Raw genomic sequence first — 14,618 nt, forward strand, 5'->3', positions numbered from 1 at the left:
TGGGTTGCCGCCCGAGCCGCCCAAAAATCCGAATTAGCCCACTACGAGGTTCTGGTGTCCGTCGATAAGCTCCCGGACGATGTCGAGGTGGCCCGCGTGGACGGACGTTTCAGCGAGCACGCGAAACAGGACCTCACGCCCGTCGGACATCGGTGGTGCGTCGAACACGCTGGTTGGAGGCCACCACCGGGGAGGGGCATCCAAATCGATCTCCGCAAGGACTTCATCACTTCGAGCGATTTCACGCTTGTAGATGTTGATGGCCTCGGAACCGGTCATCGGTTCGGAAACCCAACCGTTGCGAAGTTCGGCAATCGCTCTGTCATCGCCGCCGAGAACGGCCGATATCCAGAACATCTCGTCGTCGAAGGCCAGGTGGTTGAGCAGCCGGGTCATTGTCCAGCCTGAGGGAACCAAAGCTCGTTGCATCGCATCGTTCTCGAGGCCGTCGACTGTTCGAAGAACATGTCTTCGCTCACCCGCCAGCTGAGCATGCAATTGGACGTCGCTCATGCCGCAGGCTCGTATCCGACAAGCCAGTGAAGCCCATGGCGATCAATGACTTGGCCATCGGAGGCGCCCCACGGCTTGGGCGAGAGTGGATCGAGCACGGACCCGCCGACGGAGAGTTTATCGAACCACTCATGGAGGACTGCCGGTTCGGCGGTTCCCAGCAGCGAGAGCATCATGCCTTCGAGCCGGACCGTTGTTTGGCCTTCGGCTGCGTCCGATCCTGCCAAAGCAACGACGCCGTTGAGCACTCCATGAGCTACGGCTTCTGGTGGGCCGTCGCTCCTGCCAAAGTTCTCGTACGTGTGCAGGGAAAGCTCACCGCCGAAGACATCCGCGTAAAAGTTCAAGGCTTGCCGCGCCGTTCCCGGAAAGAAGACATAGATCTGGGGCCCGGCCATGCGCCCATTGGTCCCTGTGGTTATGGCGGTGCTGTCCTTGACCCGGTTGATGGTAGCGCCCCAGCCCTCCTGAGTGCCGCCCAGCATGAGCTTTTGCACCTCTTCGATGTCGAGATGCTCAGAGAACTGAACCGTGAGAACGAGCTCCGTCTCCGTGCCCAGGTCGTTCAGCTGCACCGTGACAACAGGAGCGGTCAGTTCGTTCTCGCCGTCGAGTTCGGGCCAGCCTCCGGCTGCTCCCCAGCGGAAGACGAGTCGTTCGTCGGGAACGATCTCCAGGTAGATTCCCCCAGTGGGGTAGCTGAGGTCTTTATCGACGATCATCTGCTGCTTCCACGTTCCCCCAACGCGAAGGTCCACCTCAATGGCTGTGGCCGGCGTGGGCATGTCGGGATTGTAGAACCAGGCCAGGTGCTCAGGGTCGGTCCACGCTGTGAACACGGCATGCCGCGAGGCGGCCAAAATGCGGGTCAGGGTGAAGCTTCGATCCTGCGTCGGGTAGTCGGTCATCATCTGTCCTCCGGTTCTGTGAGCTCATCGGGTCGATCGGGTGTCATGGCGAGCTGAGCGCCCAGGCGCTCCAATCGCGTGCCCAAGAAGTCGCGGTACGGGCGCATCCATTCCTCAACCTGCTGAAGGGGCGCAGGCTGGAGACGGCAGTTCCTCCACTGGGCAGATCTGGATTTAGTGATCAGCCCGGCCTGCTCGAGCACTTTCAGGTGGCGTGATACGGAGGGCACGCTGATTGAGTGCGGGGCGGCTAGTTCGGTAACCGTCGCGTCGCCCTGCTGCAATTGCGCCAGCAAAGCACGACGAGTCGGATCCGCCAAGGCAAAGAAGACCTTACTCAGTTCGTCCATTTGCGCACGAGCCTAATTACGCATTGACGTAAATACAAGACCCTTGGGGGTTGCCTGTGCTACCGGGCACCGAGGGGACTGCAGCCCCCAAGGTCTGGAGACCCACCTCAGATTGACAGTCTTACCGCGCGGCCCATTCGTCACGGAGCATGGCGTAGACAACTTCCGTGGCCCATTCGCCTTTGTACCGCCACTTGTCCACGTGCTTGGCCTCGAGGCGCATGCCCAGCCGCTCGCAGATGGCAGCCGAAGCCGTGTTCAGTGCATCCAGCTTGGCGTCGATCCGGTGGAAGTTCAGGCCCTCAAAGCCGAGCTTGAGCACCGCCTCTGCCGCTTCGGTGGCGTAGCCGTGGCCGCGCGCGTCGGGCGCCAGGCTCCAGCCCACCTCGGCCTGCCCGAAGCCCGGCAGCCACTTGAGCACCACCTCGCCAATCAGGCCAGGCGAGTCCGCGGCTTCGATGGCCAGCGCCACCCAGTCGCCCTCCTTGTCGAAGACAAAGTTGGCGTACTTCCCCACCCGTTCCATGCACTGCGTGTAGGTCTTTGCATCCCCGGGCAGGAACCGTGCGGTGCCGGGCAGTGAGTGGTAGGCATGGAAGGCATCGAGGTCCGCGGCTTCAAAGCGGCGCAGGAACAGTCGGTCAGTACGGATGGGCAGTCTGATGTCCGGCATGGATTGAGCGTACCCTCCTGCATTCGCCTGCTCTGCGGGGTGCGGCCACCCAGCTACCTCAACCCGCAAACCGGACTGTCCCGGTCCGGAAGATCCCAGGGGATCGCACTGAACGGCAAGGTCTATGAACCGCCGGGTCCGAGCGGTTGGGGAGCCTGACTGTCCGCGGGCCGGGCAGCACCCTTGAGCTCAACAAAAAACGTGTGAGTTTCGGTTTCCCCGATGTTTTCTCCGGAATGATCCTGCGCGGGCAGCCAGCGGACCGCCCCGGGCGGCAGTTCCACTTCCACGGAATTACCGTTTGAGGAAATACGACGGCGGAAAGCACTAAGCGTAATCATCACGCTGTCGGGATGGCTGTGCTCCGTGGTCTTATGCCCGGGCACGTCCGTGTACTCGAGCACGCGGACCCGCTCGTTTTCGAAAGCCACCCGGTAATTCTCCGGATTCGTGTCAACAGGATCGTTCGCCATGCAGGGACTGTACGCCTGCGCAACTGCTCAGACCAGAGGCCTGGGGTCCCCGGTTGCCCCAGCCCGTGACCACCGCCGGCGACCCCAGGAAACTAATCATGCTTACTATTGGGTGCACCCCGTTTCCATCCGAGGGTTCAACAGTCCGGGTTCAACGGTCCGGGTTCAATTGGCCGAGGTTCAGCTGGGTCCGGGTTCAACTGAAGGAGCAAATATGGCGCTACGCAAGGGAACGTCCGTGGAGTGGAACACGTCCCAGGGGCCCACCCACGGGAAGATCGTGGAGAAGAAGACCAGCGACTTCGAGCTGGACGGAAACAAGCACCGGGCCAGCGAAGAGGAGCCCCAGTACGTGGTGGAGTCCGCCAAGACCGGTGCACGCGCGGCCCACAAGGCGTCCGCCCTGACCGAGAAAGGCTAGGGCCGTGCCCGCCCGCGAACACCACGACGTCCTGATCATCGGCGGCGGAAACGCCGGAATCTCCCTGGCGGCGCGCCTGCACCGTTACGGCGTCAAGGACGTTGCCGTGGCGGAACCCAAAGACCACCACCTTTACCAGCCGCTGTTCTCCCACATCGCCGGCGGCCGGGCCACGGCCTCCGAAGCCATCCGGCCGCAGGCTTCCGTCATGCCGCGGGGAGTGACCTGGCTGCACGACGCCGCCGCCGGCATCGACGCCGCCGCGAACGCCGTCACGCTGGCCTCCGGCCGCAAGATCACCTACGGGCAGCTGGTTGTCTGCCCCGGCCTCCAACTGGACTGGGACCGGATTCCCGGGCTGGCCGAGGCAGTCCACTCGCCGCAGGGCGCTTCCCACTACGAGTTCGAGCTGGCGCCGAAGGCCTGGACCCTGCTCAGCACCTTGAAATCCGGCACCGCAGTATTCACCATGCCGGCCGGGCCCATCAAATGCGGAGGTGCCGCGCAAAAACCCATGTACCTGGCCTGCGACTACTGGCGGGAGCAGGGGGTCCTGGACGACATCCGCGTGGTGATGGTCCAGCCCTACCCCAGCGTATTCGGCGTGCCGGGCGTTGATGAGGAGCTGGACCGGAAGGTGGCCGAATACGGCATTGAGCTGCGGCTCAACAGCGAACTGGTCTCCGTGGACCCGGCGGCCCGGACGGCGCACATCCGGAACAACTCCGACGGCGGCACCGAGGAACTCAGATACGACGTCCTGAATGCGGTCCCGCCGCAGTCGGCGCCGGACTGGCTCAAGCGCACCGACTTGCCCGCGCCCGGCGACGCCGGCGGCTTCGTGGAGGTGGACCCGGAGACACTGCAGCATGTCCGCTACCCGAATGTCTGGTCGCTGGGCGATGCCGCCGGCACCACCAACTCGAAGTGCGGCGGCGCATTGCGCAAGCAGACCAAAGTTCTGGCCAAGAACCTGGTGTCGGCCCGCAAAGGCAAACCGCTGAAGGAGAAGTACAACGGCTACGCGGTGTGCCCGTTCACCGCCTCCCGGTCAACCGTGGTCTTCGCGGAATTCGACGACCAGTACCAGCCGATGCCCACCATCCCGCGTGTCCCCACATGGAAAGAAAGCCGGGCTTCCTGGGTGGTGGACCGCGACGTCTTCCCGCAGGTCTACTGGAACCTCATCCTGAAGGGCCGGGCCTGAGCAGGAACGATTTGCCACAAGTGAGAGAGCGTCCCGGGAAAAGCGGCCACAAGTGAGAGAGCGTCCCGGGAAAAGCGGCCACAAGTGAGAGAGCGTCCGGGTCAGGACGCGGAATGCACGACGGCGGCGGTCGCCTCCGCGATGGCACGCTCCTCGTCGGTAGGCACCACCAGGACGGGGATCAGCGACTCTCCGGTGGAAATCACGCGCGGTTCCTTGGACCGCTGGCTGTTCAGCCCGGCGTCGAGCTCTATGCCCAGCGCCCCCAGCTTGTCCGCCACCAGCGCGCGGAACTGGTGCGAGTTTTCGCCGATGCCGGCGGTGAACACCAGGGCCTTCGCGCCGCCCACGGCCACGTGGTACCCGCCGATGTACTTGGCCAGCCGGTAGGACGCGACGGCGAGCGCCGTGGTTGCACGGGCATCGCCGGCTTCGGAGGCTTCCACCACGGAACGCATGTCGTTGTTCCCGGCGAGGCCCTTGAGCCCGGATTCGCGGTTCAGCAGCGAGTCGATGTCCTCGGTGGACCAGCCGGCGCGGCCCAGGAACACCAGGATGGAGGGGTCGAGGTCGCCCGAGCGCGTGCCCATCACCAGGCCCTCCAGCGGGGTGAAGCCCATGGACGTGTCCACGGACTTTCCGCCACGGATGGCCGTGACGGAGGCGCCGTTCCCCAGGTGGGCGATTACGCCGTCGAACTCGTCCACCGGAAGGTCCAGCAGCGCCGCCGCCTGGTGCGAGACGTACTCGTGCGAGGTGCCGTGGAAGCCGTAGCGGCGGATTCCGTGGTTGGTGTACAGCGAGTCCGGCACCGCGTAGCGCCAGGCGTGCTCGGGCAGGGTGCGGTGGAAGGCGGTGTCGAACACGGCAACCTGCGGCATGTCCGGCCATTTCCTGGCGATGGCGCGAATGCCCAGCACGTTAGCGGGGTTGTGGAGGGGCGCCAGCGGGTTGAGCCGCTCGATGGCGCGGGTGATCTCGTTGTCGATCAGCACCGGCTCGCCGAAGCGCTCGCCGCCGTGCACCACGCGGTGTCCCACGGCATCCAGCGTCCGGTCGCCCAGCACCTCGTGGATGGCTGCATCCACCTGCTCCAGTGCCTCGGCGTGGTCCCGCGGGCCCTCGATCTCGCCGTCACCTTCACCGCCGTTGCCCATGCCGATCTTTTCGATCAGTCCCTCGGTAAGGACGCTGTGCGATGCGACATCCCGCACCTGGTACTTGAGCGAGGACGAACCGGAGTTGATGACGAGGACGAGCACTGGGCCTCCTAAGCCTGGACTGCTGCGGTGGTCGGTGGAAGTTCGATCGTAGCGCCATTGCGAAAGGTTCTGCGGGCGCTTAGAGTCGGCGGACAAATTGGACTACGCAAGGAGGGCCTTCCATGACTGACAACGCCAGCGAACCGGACACCACTGCGGCGGAGAACACCGCGCCGGACACCACCGCGCCGGACACCGGGGCGAAGAAGCCGGATCCCACCGGCGTCGAAGGCGCCAACCCCGCCCTGGACGACACGGGGAACGTCAAGGCCGCCGAGGTGGGCGACTCCCCCGAGCCGCCCGAGAACGTGGAGGACCTGGACCTCACCCCTGAGGGCCTGGCCGATGAACCGGCCAAGCAGGAAGACCCGGACAGCCCGGCAGAGCCGGAGAACAGCTAGGGCCGGAGAACAGCTAGAGCCGGAGAACAGCTAGCTACGCGTGCGCGGCCGTGGCTGCCGGCTCTGCGGCCGGCGCCACGGACTGCGCCTGCACCGCTGTGATGGCCACCGTGTTCACGATGTCCTCCACCGTGCAGCCGCGGGAGAGGTCGTTCACCGGCTTACGGAGCCCCTGCAGGACAGGCCCGACGGCGACCGCACCCGAGGACTGCTGCACCGCTTTGTAGGTGTTGTTGCCGGTGTTGAGGTCCGGGAAGATGAACACGGTGGCCTGCCCGGCCACGGACGAGCCGGGCATCTTGGACTGCGCGATCGCGGCGTCCACGGCGGCGTCGTACTGGATGGGGCCTTCGACGGCGAGGTCCGGGCGGCGCCCCTTGACCAGTTCGGTGGCCTGCCGGACTTTGTCCACGGCTTCGCCGGTGCCGGATCCGCCGGTGGAGTAGGACAGCATGGCCACGCGCGGCTCCACACCGAACTGCGTGGCGGTCTCGGCCGACGCCAGCGCGATGTCCGCCAGCTGCTCCGCGTTGGGGTCCGGGTTGACCGCGCAGTCGCCGTACACCAGCACCCGGTCCGGCATCAGCATCAGGAACACTGAGGAGACGATCTTCACGCCGTCGCGGGTCTTCACGAACTCCAGCGCCGGGCGGATGGTGTGGGCGGTGGTGTGTGCGGCACCGGACACCATGCCGTCCACCACGCCCAGCTGCACCATCATGGTGCCGAAGTAGCTGCCGTCCAGCATGACCTCCAGGGCCCGGGCCAGGTCCACGCCCTTGTGCGCCCGCAGCTCCGCGTACTTCTCGGCAAACTGCTGGCGCAGCCCGGACGTGGCGGGATCCACGATGGTCATGCCGGAGAGGTCGATGCCCTGGGTGGATGCCAGCTCCCGGACGTCCGATTCGTTGCCCAGGATGGTGAGGTCGCAGACGTCCCGCCGGTGCAGGATCTCCGCGGCCCGCAGGATCCGCACGTCGTTGCCCTCGGGCAGCACGATATGCCGGCGCTGCAGCCTGGCCCGTTCAATCAGGTCGTGCAGGAACCGCAGCGGCGTCATCCGCTCCAGCCGCGGCAGGTGCAGGCGTTCCACCAGCTCCGCCTCGTCCACGCGCCTGGCCCACAGCCCGACGGCGGAGGCCACCTTGCGGCGGTGCCCGGACCAGATTTCGCTGCGGACCTCGGACACACGCTTGGCGGTGGTGTAGGTGTCGTCCGGGCTGGCGAACACGGGGAACGGCGCCTGCGCCAGCAGCGAGTAGATGTTGGGCTCCGGGGCCAGGCCGCCGGTGAGGATCAGCGCGGACGGCACCGGGAACTCCGGCGAGAACGACGACGCCAGGCACGCAACCATCACGTCCGCGCGGTCACCCGGCACGATCACCAGCGCGCCGTCGTCGAGCACGTGCAGGAAGTTGGCCACGCTCATGGCCGCCACCTTGATGGAGTGGACGTCGCGTTCCATGTCCTGCCGGCCAGCCACCTGGCGGATTCCCAGGGCCGCGGCCACCTCGCCCGTGGTGGGCCGGGCAATGTCCTCCAGCTCCGGGAAAACATACACCGGCCGGCCGGAGACGCCGGGCTTCACGGCCGCGACGATCCCGTCCACGTCCTCCGGGTCCGCGCGGTTCACCATGATGGCCAGCAGGCTGCAGCGTTCCGCCGCCAGTTCCTTGCGGGCAACCTCGACGGCGTCAGCCGCCTCCTCGATGGTCCGCCCCTTCGCGCCGACAACCGCCACGACGGAGGCGGCCAGGTTGTTCGCGAGGCGTGCGTTCAGGTCGAATTCGACGGCGGCGTCCTGGCCGGTGAGGTCGGTGCCCTCCACGATCACCACATCGCAGTGCCGTGACATTTCGGCGAAGATCTCCACGCAGCGGGCGTCGATCTCCGCCCGGTTTCCCTCGGCCAGCAGGGCGCGGACCTCGGCATACGTCAGGCCGCCGCGGCAGCGGTCGTCGTCGAGATCGAAGCGGGACTTCATCAGCGCCACCATGGGGTCCGAAGCGGCGTCGGGGCCGTGGACCACAGGCTTGAAGAAGCCGATGCGGTCCGCATGCCGGTGCAGCGTGTCCGCAAGCCCCAGCGCTATGAGCGACTTACCGGATCCCGGTGTGGTCGCGCTGACGTAAATCCCCTTGGCCATGATCCGCCCTTAGGTAGTGACGTGGTGGTGCTCCGTCCCTCCATACTTTCACTTGTTGGCCGGGTTTCTCCACGAGGCTTGCGGGGGCGGGGCCGGGGATGTCCCGAGGGCCAGTTCGGTGATTCGCTCGGTAGCGGCCCAGCTGGCGAGCAGCCGCAGCCGTTCATCCGAGGGCGATCCGGGCACGGCCGGATAGACCGTGAGCCGGAAGCCCGTGTCCTCGGCGAGATCCATGGCTTCGTAAGTGAGCTCGAGTTCCCCCACCACCGGGTGGTGGAACACCTTGGTGCCGGCGTAATGGCGGCGCACGTTGTGGGCAGCCCAGCGGGTCCGGAATTCCTCGCTGCGCGTGGACAGTTCACCGACGAGGTCCGCCAGGCGTTTGTCGAAGGGGTTCTGGCCGCTGTTGGTGCGCAGGATTGCCACGTTGGTGTTGGCTGCGAGTTCCCAGTTGGGGTAGAAGTCCCGGGCCCTGGGGTCGAGGAAGATGAAACGAGAGTGGTTGGCCGGCCGGGCGGGTCCGCGGTACATCTCCGAATACAGGGCGTACCCGAGCTGGTTGGCGGCCACGATGTCCATGTGCTGGTTGCCGATGAAGGCCGGCGCCCCGGTGATGGCGTCCAGCATGAACTGGAGGGCGGGCCGGACGTTCCCGCTCTGGAGGGGACGTGGTTTGCTCCTGCCGGAAGGGCTGGCCGCACGCGCAAGGTTGTAGAGGTGGTCCCGTTCGGCCTCGTCCAGTTTCAGTGCCCTGGCGATGGCGTCAAGCACACTGTCGGAGGTGCCGGACAGGTTTCCGCGCTCCAGCTTCGTGTAGTAATCCACACTGACCCCCGCCAGCATGGCGACCTCTTCGCGGCGCAAGCCGGGGACCCGCCGTCGTCCGCCATAAAGTGTCAGTCCGGCCATTTCGGGGGTGATCTTGGCGCGTCTTGAGGCGAGGAATTCCCGCACCGCCATCCTGTTATCCACCCGTTCACGCTACACCGGGGCAGACGGCTGAGGGAGGTACTGCCAGAACCCGGATAAGGAGAGCCGTCGCTAGGAACGGCGCGGCCCGGTTGACTTGGAAACCAACTCGCATCACCTCTGGAACGGAGCCAGCATGACAGCCACCGGCACCCCTGAGCACGCCACCGCACCCGGGCCTGCTCCCGCGCCAATACAAGCCGTCGGCCGGCCGCTGGCGGTGGTCCTTGGCCTGCTGACGATCTTCGGTCCGATCTCCATGGACCTTTATCTTCCCGTCCTGCCGGCCCTCACCGCCGAGCTCAACAGCACAACATCCGTGGCGCAGCTGACCATCTCGGCCTGCCTGCTCGGCCTGGCCATCGGCCAAGTGGTTGCCGGCCCGCTCTCGGACCGTTTCGGCCGCCGGCCGCCGCTGCTCATCGGCGTGATCGCCTACACCCTCACATCCGTCCTGTGCGCGCTCAGCCCCACCGTCGAAACCCTCATCGCCGCCAGGTTCGTCCAGGGCCTCGCCGGCGCCGTGGGCATCGTCATCGCCCAGGCGGCCGGCCGGGACGTGTACTCGGGCGGGAAGCTGATCCGGTACTACGGCCGGCTCACCGTACTGGGCGGACTGGCCGCCATCATCGGCCCCGTGATCGGCGGCCAGCTTGCAGCAGTCACGGACTGGCGCGGAGTCTTCCTGTTCCTCGCGGCAGTGGGCGTGGCCATCCTCGTGGCGTGCCTGATGATCTTCCGCGAGACGCTGCCGGAAGGCCGGCGCACCACGGGAGGCCTCTCCCACACGTTCAACGACTTCCGCCGGCTCCTGGCCGACCCGATGTTCGTGGGAGCGGTCCTGATCACCGGCTTTTCCTACTCCGCGATCTTCGCCTACCTCAGCGGGGCAACCTACATCCTGCAAGGCATGTACGGCCTCTCCCCGCAGGGCTACTCGTTCGCGTTCGGGCTCAACTCCCTGGGCTTCGTGATCTTCGGGTTCATCGCCGGCCGCCTGGCCGAGCACTGGTCCGAGCGGGGAACCCTTGCCGCGGGCCTGGCCATGACCCTCGCCGGTGCGCTGGGCCTGCTGGCGACCGCGCTCCTACACCTGCCCCTGATCGCCATCATCCTGTCCCTGTTCACCATGGTCAGCGGCGTGGCCGTCACCAGCCCGCCGGCCACCTCGCTCGCGCTCAAGGGGTACCCGGACATCGCCGGTACGGCCTCGTCGCTCCTGGGCCTGGCGCGGTTCGCATTCGGCGGCCTGGCCGCTCCCCTGGTGGGCATCGGGGGCGCCAGCGACCCGGTGCCGTTCGGCATAGTCGCCGCCGCTGCCGCAGCGGCGGCTGCGCTCTGCCTGGGACTGCTCCGCCGCCGTCGAAACCCTGCTGGCGGAGGCGAAGGGTTCCTGACTTCCGGGCAGCGCCGCGGGGGTCAGGCGGTTTCCGAATCCGAATAGGGTGCCCGCGGCCGCCACAGCGGCTCCAGCGCAAAATCGTTCACTGCGGCGGAAACCATGTCGCGTTCCTTGACCGGCAGCGGCCCACGGCCCTCGATGTAGGCCAGGACGGGTTGATAATCGAGGTTCCCGCCGATGCTCAGGTAGTGCAGCCAGAGCGTAAAAGGATCGATCGCCAGTTCATGGATCACCGTGGCAGTGAGCGCCCGCTGATCATCTTCCCGCATACCCGTACCTCCCCGGTTCCAGAGATTCAACATTTCCCCGGTAGAGGTTCGGAACGGTGGTTCAGAAGGATGGGTCCGTTTTTTGGCAGATGGCTCTTGCGGCCGAACCGGTCAGCAGTGCGGGCCCGGTCAGCAGTGCGGGCGGGGGCGCCGGCGTGGCTGGGGGTCCAGGCGCCGGTGGTTGGCCTGGACCAGCTCGTGGATAAAGCGACCCAGCGCGTCCGCGTCTGCAGGGTTGTCAGCAAGGGCCACGAGGCCGCACGCGATGCCGGCGAGCTTGATGTTCCTCTTGTTGCTGTAGGCGGTCAGCAACTTGAAGGCCTCGGACGATCCGATGCCCAGCCGCCCCATGAGGATGCCTTCGGCCTTTGTGATGGTGCTCCGCGTACCCAGCGCGCCGCGGACAGCCTCACGCGCGGCCAATTCCGTTTCCCGGTGGATCGTCGACGTCAGGTCAAGCATGACTCCCGAAATAGTGGACACCTTCCCGGCGTCGTCCAAGACCGCCTCCCCCGCCGTCAGCACCTTGCGCTCGCGCAACGCGGCATCGATCACGCGGTGGTAGACGGCGACATGGCCTCCGTGGGCATAGACCTCAGCGCTGATCTCCTGGATCCGCGCCAGGTCCTCAGGGTGTTTATGCGCCAGCAACAGCTTCAGGGTCGGGACAACGTCCCCGCGCCGGTAGCCGTGGATTGCGTAAAGCTCGTCCGACCACTCCATGGTCCCGGCCTGTACATCAAAAACAAACGTTCCGGCCAGCAATGCCGACGCTCCCAATGCACTGGAATACGTCTCCGCCCGCCCCAAAAATCCATCCATTGGGCCCCTGTCCTGGGTCGGCTTCCCCCGGCTCTGATCGTACCCTGATGCACGGGGATGCGGGACCGCCGGGAGGGCTATCGATGCGGGCCGCCGTCAGGACTTGAGGGCTGCCGCGATCTCCGCCGTCCAGGCGTCTACCGCGTCCCAGTCACGGAAATCCCCGGCGGGCAACGCATCTTTGGCGGCCGGCACGAGCTTCATCAGCTTCTCAGCCACCCCGACGGGCGGCGCCTCCGGATCCAGGGCACCGAAAAACACCTGCTCCCCGCGGGCGTGCACAAGCCCGGACAGCTTCTCAAACTCCTTGGGCCTGGTGGACTCAAGGACATCGCGGCCCTCCGCGTCAACGCGGTCAGTGCCCAGCGGTCCGCTGCTGAACAGCCAGACCGGCCGTTCCGACAAGAGGACCTCATGGGTCTTGATGAAGGCAGTGACATCCTTCATGACATGGGCCATGTACGTTGCCCCGCCGATCACGAAGGCGTCGTACGGGGCGGCATCGAAGTACTGGCTCACCGAGCGGGCCTCGGCGTCCAGTCCGGCAGTCCCCAGGCCCGCAGCAATCCGCTCGGCTATGCCGGCAGTTGCGCCATGCCGGCTCGCGTACCCCACAAGCACTTTCATCGGAGTTCCCCTCTCAGCGTCCACGCAGCAGCGTCGAAGCAGCAACTGGTGTCGTTTCATGATCGCCGCTGGCGGCGGCATGCAGATAGGGGCTTCCGGCCCCACCCCGGCCCCGGCATCAGGGCCTAGATCAGCGCCGGCTCTTGACAGGATGCCCCAAAATGGGATTACCTAATGAACATTCGGTAAATAAAGCTGGAGGCAATGACGCATGGCTGAAGCAACACTCTCCGGGGCTACCCACCCCATCCTCGAAAACGACTATGCCTCCGAATGGATGGGCATCGAAGTCCTTAAAGTGGACGACGGTCACGCCACCATCCGCATGACGCTCCGGCAGGAAATGCTCAACGGCTTCGGCATGGCCCACGGCGGAATGATCTTCGCCTTCGGCGATACCGCATTCGCCCTGGCCTGCAACCCGGCAGACCCGCAATCCGGCACTGACACGATCACCGTTGCCTCCGGCGTCGACATCAATTTCCTCAAGCCGGCCTTCACCGGCCAGGTGATCACCGCCGTCGCAAACCGCCGCGCCCATGCCGGCCGCAGCGGTCTTTACGACGTCCAGATCTTCGCCGCAGATCCCCACCCCGCCGCAGGCGACTACACAGGCGGCCACGCAGGCAGCCACACCGGTTCACCGGCGGGACCATCCGCCGGTGCCGGCCCAGATGAAACCCCGGGCGAGCTCATCGCCGAGTTCCGCGGCCGCTGCCGCACCATCTCCAAGAAATAGAAACAGGGACCCCCAGATGACCCTCCACGCCACTGAACCAGCAGCCGCCACCGACGCCGTGCTGGACCGCGAAGAAACCATATCCCGCGACGAGCTGGAGGCACTGCAGCTGAGCCGCCTCCAGCACACGGTCGCCTACGCCTATGACCGCGTTCCGCTGTACAAGCGCAAGTTCGACGAGGCCGGCGTCCACCCCACAGACCTCCGCGAGCTCTCCGACCTGGACAAGTTCCCCTTCACCACCAAGGAGGACCTGCGCCTGGAGTACCCCTTCGGCATGTTCGCCGTGCCGCAGCACGAGGTGGCCCGCATCCACGCGAGCTCCGGCACCACCGGCCGCGCCACCGTCGTGGGCTACACCAAGAAGGACCTCGCCGACTGGGCCAAGCTCGTGGCCCGCTCGCTGCGCGCCTCCGGCGTCCGCCCCGGCATGAAGGTCCACAACGCCTACGGCTACGGCCTGTTCACAGGCGGCATGGGCGCCCACGCCGGCGCCGAGGCACTCGGCTGCACTGTCATCCCGATCTCGGGCGGCCAGACCGAACGCCAGATCACACTGATCCAGGACTTCAAGCCCGACGCTATCCTGGCCACCCCCACCTATCTGCTGACCATCGCCGACGCCATGATGAAGCAAGGCATCGACCCGGCTTCCACCTCGCTCAAGTACGCCGTGCTGGGTGCCGAGCCGTGGACCGAGGAGATGCGCCACGAGCTCGAAGTGACCATGAACATCAAGGCCTGTGACATCTACGGGCTCTCCGAGGTCATGGGCCCCGGCGTGGCCGGCGAAGCCGTGGAAACCCAGGACGGCAGCCACATCTGGGAGGACCACTTCCGCCCCGAGATCATTGACGCGTTCGACCCCACGAAGGTGCTGGGCGACGGCGAACACGGCGAACTGGTGTTCACCTCGCTCACCAAGGAAGCGCTGCCCATCATCCGGTACCGCACCAAGGACCTCACCCGCCTGCTGCCCGGCACCGCCCGCCCCGCCCACCGCCGCATGGGCCGCATCACCGGCCGCAGCGACGACATGATCATCCTGCGCGGCGTGAACCTGTTCCCGTCGCAGATCGAGGAAATCGCGCTCCGCATCCCCGAGCTGAGTCCGCACTTCCAGCTGGAGCTCACCCGCCCCGAAGGCCAGCGTATGGACCAGCTCACGGTGAAGATCGAACGCCGGGAATCCGTGACAGTTGAGGGTGTCGCCTCGGCCGCCAAGGTCCTGCAGCAGCAGATCAAGATCCACGTCGGGTCCTCCTGCACCGTCAGCGTCGTGGAGCCCGGCTCCCTGGAGCGCTCAAACGGCAAGCTCCGCCGGATCTACGATCTGCGCCCGAAGGCGTAGCTTCCAACGTGGGAATGGTCCCCGGCTGCTGCAGCCGGGGACCATCCTTTTACGGGAGGCATTCAGTGCACTGCTGCCAATGCGC

General features: G+C 66.1%; 17 protein-coding genes and 1 pseudogene. 6 read left to right on the plus strand and 12 right to left on the minus strand.

Translation table 11 applies throughout. The annotated features are described in order from the left end of the window. Positions 1-33: 33 nt before the first annotated feature. The 6 genes and pseudogenes from ACSQ12_RS16770 to ACSQ12_RS16795 all read right to left on the minus strand — a co-directional run bounded on the left by ACSQ12_RS16770 (position 34) and on the right by ACSQ12_RS16795 (position 2,875). Positions 34-513 carry a mycothiol transferase gene (locus ACSQ12_RS16770; protein ID WP_436066158.1) on the minus strand — a complete coding sequence of 160 codons (480 nt, stop codon included), beginning with the start codon at positions 511-513 and terminating at the stop codon, positions 34-36. Beyond that, positions 510-911 carry a VOC family protein gene (locus tag ACSQ12_RS16775; RefSeq protein ID WP_436067018.1) on the minus strand — a complete coding sequence of 134 codons (402 nt, stop codon included), beginning with the start codon at positions 909-911 and terminating at the stop codon, positions 510-512. Before ACSQ12_RS16775 ends, ACSQ12_RS16770 begins: the two co-directional genes overlap by 4 nt. A gap of 51 nt (positions 912-962) precedes the next feature. Continuing rightward, a pseudogene (locus tag ACSQ12_RS16780) lies at positions 963-1,424 on the minus strand (SRPBCC family protein); the annotation flags it as partial. Further along, positions 1,421-1,771, minus strand: coding sequence for an ArsR/SmtB family transcription factor (locus tag ACSQ12_RS16785; protein ID WP_436066159.1), 351 nt, complete (start codon positions 1,769-1,771; stop codon positions 1,421-1,423). The gene ACSQ12_RS16785 and the pseudogene ACSQ12_RS16780, both read right to left, overlap by 4 nt. A gap of 121 nt (positions 1,772-1,892) precedes the next feature. Then, the gene (locus ACSQ12_RS16790) at positions 1,893-2,444 is read right to left on the minus strand and encodes a GNAT family N-acetyltransferase (protein ID WP_436066160.1); all 552 of its coding nucleotides are present in this window, start codon (positions 2,442-2,444) and stop codon (positions 1,893-1,895) included. Between the two features lie 122 nt (positions 2,445-2,566). Further along, on the minus strand, positions 2,567-2,875 hold the full coding sequence (locus ACSQ12_RS16795; protein ID WP_354298595.1) for a cytoplasmic protein: 309 nt from the start codon (positions 2,873-2,875) through the stop codon (positions 2,567-2,569). Positions 2,876-3,131: 256 nt separating this feature from the next. Between ACSQ12_RS16795 and ACSQ12_RS16800 the strand changes: the two genes are divergently transcribed. Together ACSQ12_RS16800 and ACSQ12_RS16805 are read left to right on the plus strand one after the other, a co-directional pair. Then, entirely contained in the window at positions 3,132-3,338 is a 207-nt protein-coding gene (locus tag ACSQ12_RS16800) for a DUF2945 domain-containing protein (RefSeq protein ID WP_436066161.1), read from the plus strand. Between the two features lie 4 nt (positions 3,339-3,342). Beyond that, positions 3,343-4,545 (plus strand): NAD(P)/FAD-dependent oxidoreductase, encoded by a 1,203-nt coding sequence (locus tag ACSQ12_RS16805; protein WP_436066162.1) that lies wholly within the window; start codon positions 3,343-3,345, stop codon positions 4,543-4,545. 101 nt (positions 4,546-4,646) lie between these two features. Here the strand turns inward: ACSQ12_RS16805 and ACSQ12_RS16810 are convergent, their stop codons facing one another. Continuing rightward, a complete protein-coding gene (locus ACSQ12_RS16810; RefSeq protein WP_436066163.1) occupies positions 4,647-5,807 on the minus strand; it encodes an acetate kinase in 1,161 nt (386 codons plus the stop codon). 122 nt (positions 5,808-5,929) lie between these two features. Here ACSQ12_RS16810 and ACSQ12_RS16815 point away from each other — a divergent pair, with 122 nt between their 5' ends. Then, entirely contained in the window at positions 5,930-6,208 is a 279-nt protein-coding gene (locus tag ACSQ12_RS16815) for a hypothetical protein (protein WP_436066164.1), read from the plus strand. 34 nt (positions 6,209-6,242) lie between these two features. Here the strand turns inward: ACSQ12_RS16815 and pta are convergent, their stop codons facing one another. After that, positions 6,243-8,354 carry a phosphate acetyltransferase gene (gene pta, locus ACSQ12_RS16820; protein ID WP_436066165.1) on the minus strand — a complete coding sequence of 704 codons (2,112 nt, stop codon included), beginning with the start codon at positions 8,352-8,354 and terminating at the stop codon, positions 6,243-6,245. Positions 8,355-8,402: 48 nt separating this feature from the next. Next, complete coding sequence (locus ACSQ12_RS16825) at positions 8,403-9,326, minus strand: helix-turn-helix transcriptional regulator (RefSeq protein ID WP_436066166.1); 924 nt, start codon at positions 9,324-9,326, stop codon at positions 8,403-8,405. A 133-nt stretch (positions 9,327-9,459) separates the two neighbouring features. Here ACSQ12_RS16825 and ACSQ12_RS16830 point away from each other — a divergent pair, with 133 nt between their 5' ends. Continuing rightward, positions 9,460-10,767 (plus strand): multidrug effflux MFS transporter, encoded by a 1,308-nt coding sequence (locus ACSQ12_RS16830; RefSeq protein ID WP_436066167.1) that lies wholly within the window; start codon positions 9,460-9,462, stop codon positions 10,765-10,767. Here ACSQ12_RS16830 and ACSQ12_RS16835 read toward each other — a convergent pair. From ACSQ12_RS16835 to ACSQ12_RS16845, 3 genes are all read right to left on the minus strand, one after another. Continuing rightward, on the minus strand, positions 10,743-10,994 hold the full coding sequence (locus ACSQ12_RS16835) for a hypothetical protein (RefSeq protein WP_436066168.1): 252 nt from the start codon (positions 10,992-10,994) through the stop codon (positions 10,743-10,745). The genes ACSQ12_RS16830 and ACSQ12_RS16835 overlap by 25 nt on opposite strands. Before the next feature lie 129 nt (positions 10,995-11,123). Then, positions 11,124-11,816 (minus strand): PAS and ANTAR domain-containing protein, encoded by a 693-nt coding sequence (locus ACSQ12_RS16840; RefSeq protein ID WP_436066169.1) that lies wholly within the window; start codon positions 11,814-11,816, stop codon positions 11,124-11,126. 96 nt (positions 11,817-11,912) lie between these two features. Continuing rightward, entirely contained in the window at positions 11,913-12,443 is a 531-nt protein-coding gene (locus ACSQ12_RS16845; RefSeq protein WP_436066170.1) for a flavodoxin domain-containing protein, read from the minus strand. Between the two features lie 211 nt (positions 12,444-12,654). Here ACSQ12_RS16845 and ACSQ12_RS16850 point away from each other — a divergent pair, with 211 nt between their 5' ends. Both ACSQ12_RS16850 and paaK read left to right on the plus strand, forming a co-directional pair. Further along, complete coding sequence (locus ACSQ12_RS16850) at positions 12,655-13,182, plus strand: hotdog fold thioesterase (RefSeq protein WP_436066171.1); 528 nt, start codon at positions 12,655-12,657, stop codon at positions 13,180-13,182. 16 nt (positions 13,183-13,198) lie between these two features. After that, positions 13,199-14,533, plus strand: a complete 1,335-nt coding sequence (gene paaK, locus ACSQ12_RS16855) for a phenylacetate--CoA ligase PaaK (protein ID WP_436066172.1) — start codon at positions 13,199-13,201, stop codon at positions 14,531-14,533. Positions 14,534-14,618 lie beyond the last annotated feature (85 nt).

Source organism: Arthrobacter sp. LjRoot14 (assembly GCF_964253905.1).
Lineage (GTDB): Bacteria > Actinomycetota > Actinomycetes > Actinomycetales > Micrococcaceae > Arthrobacter.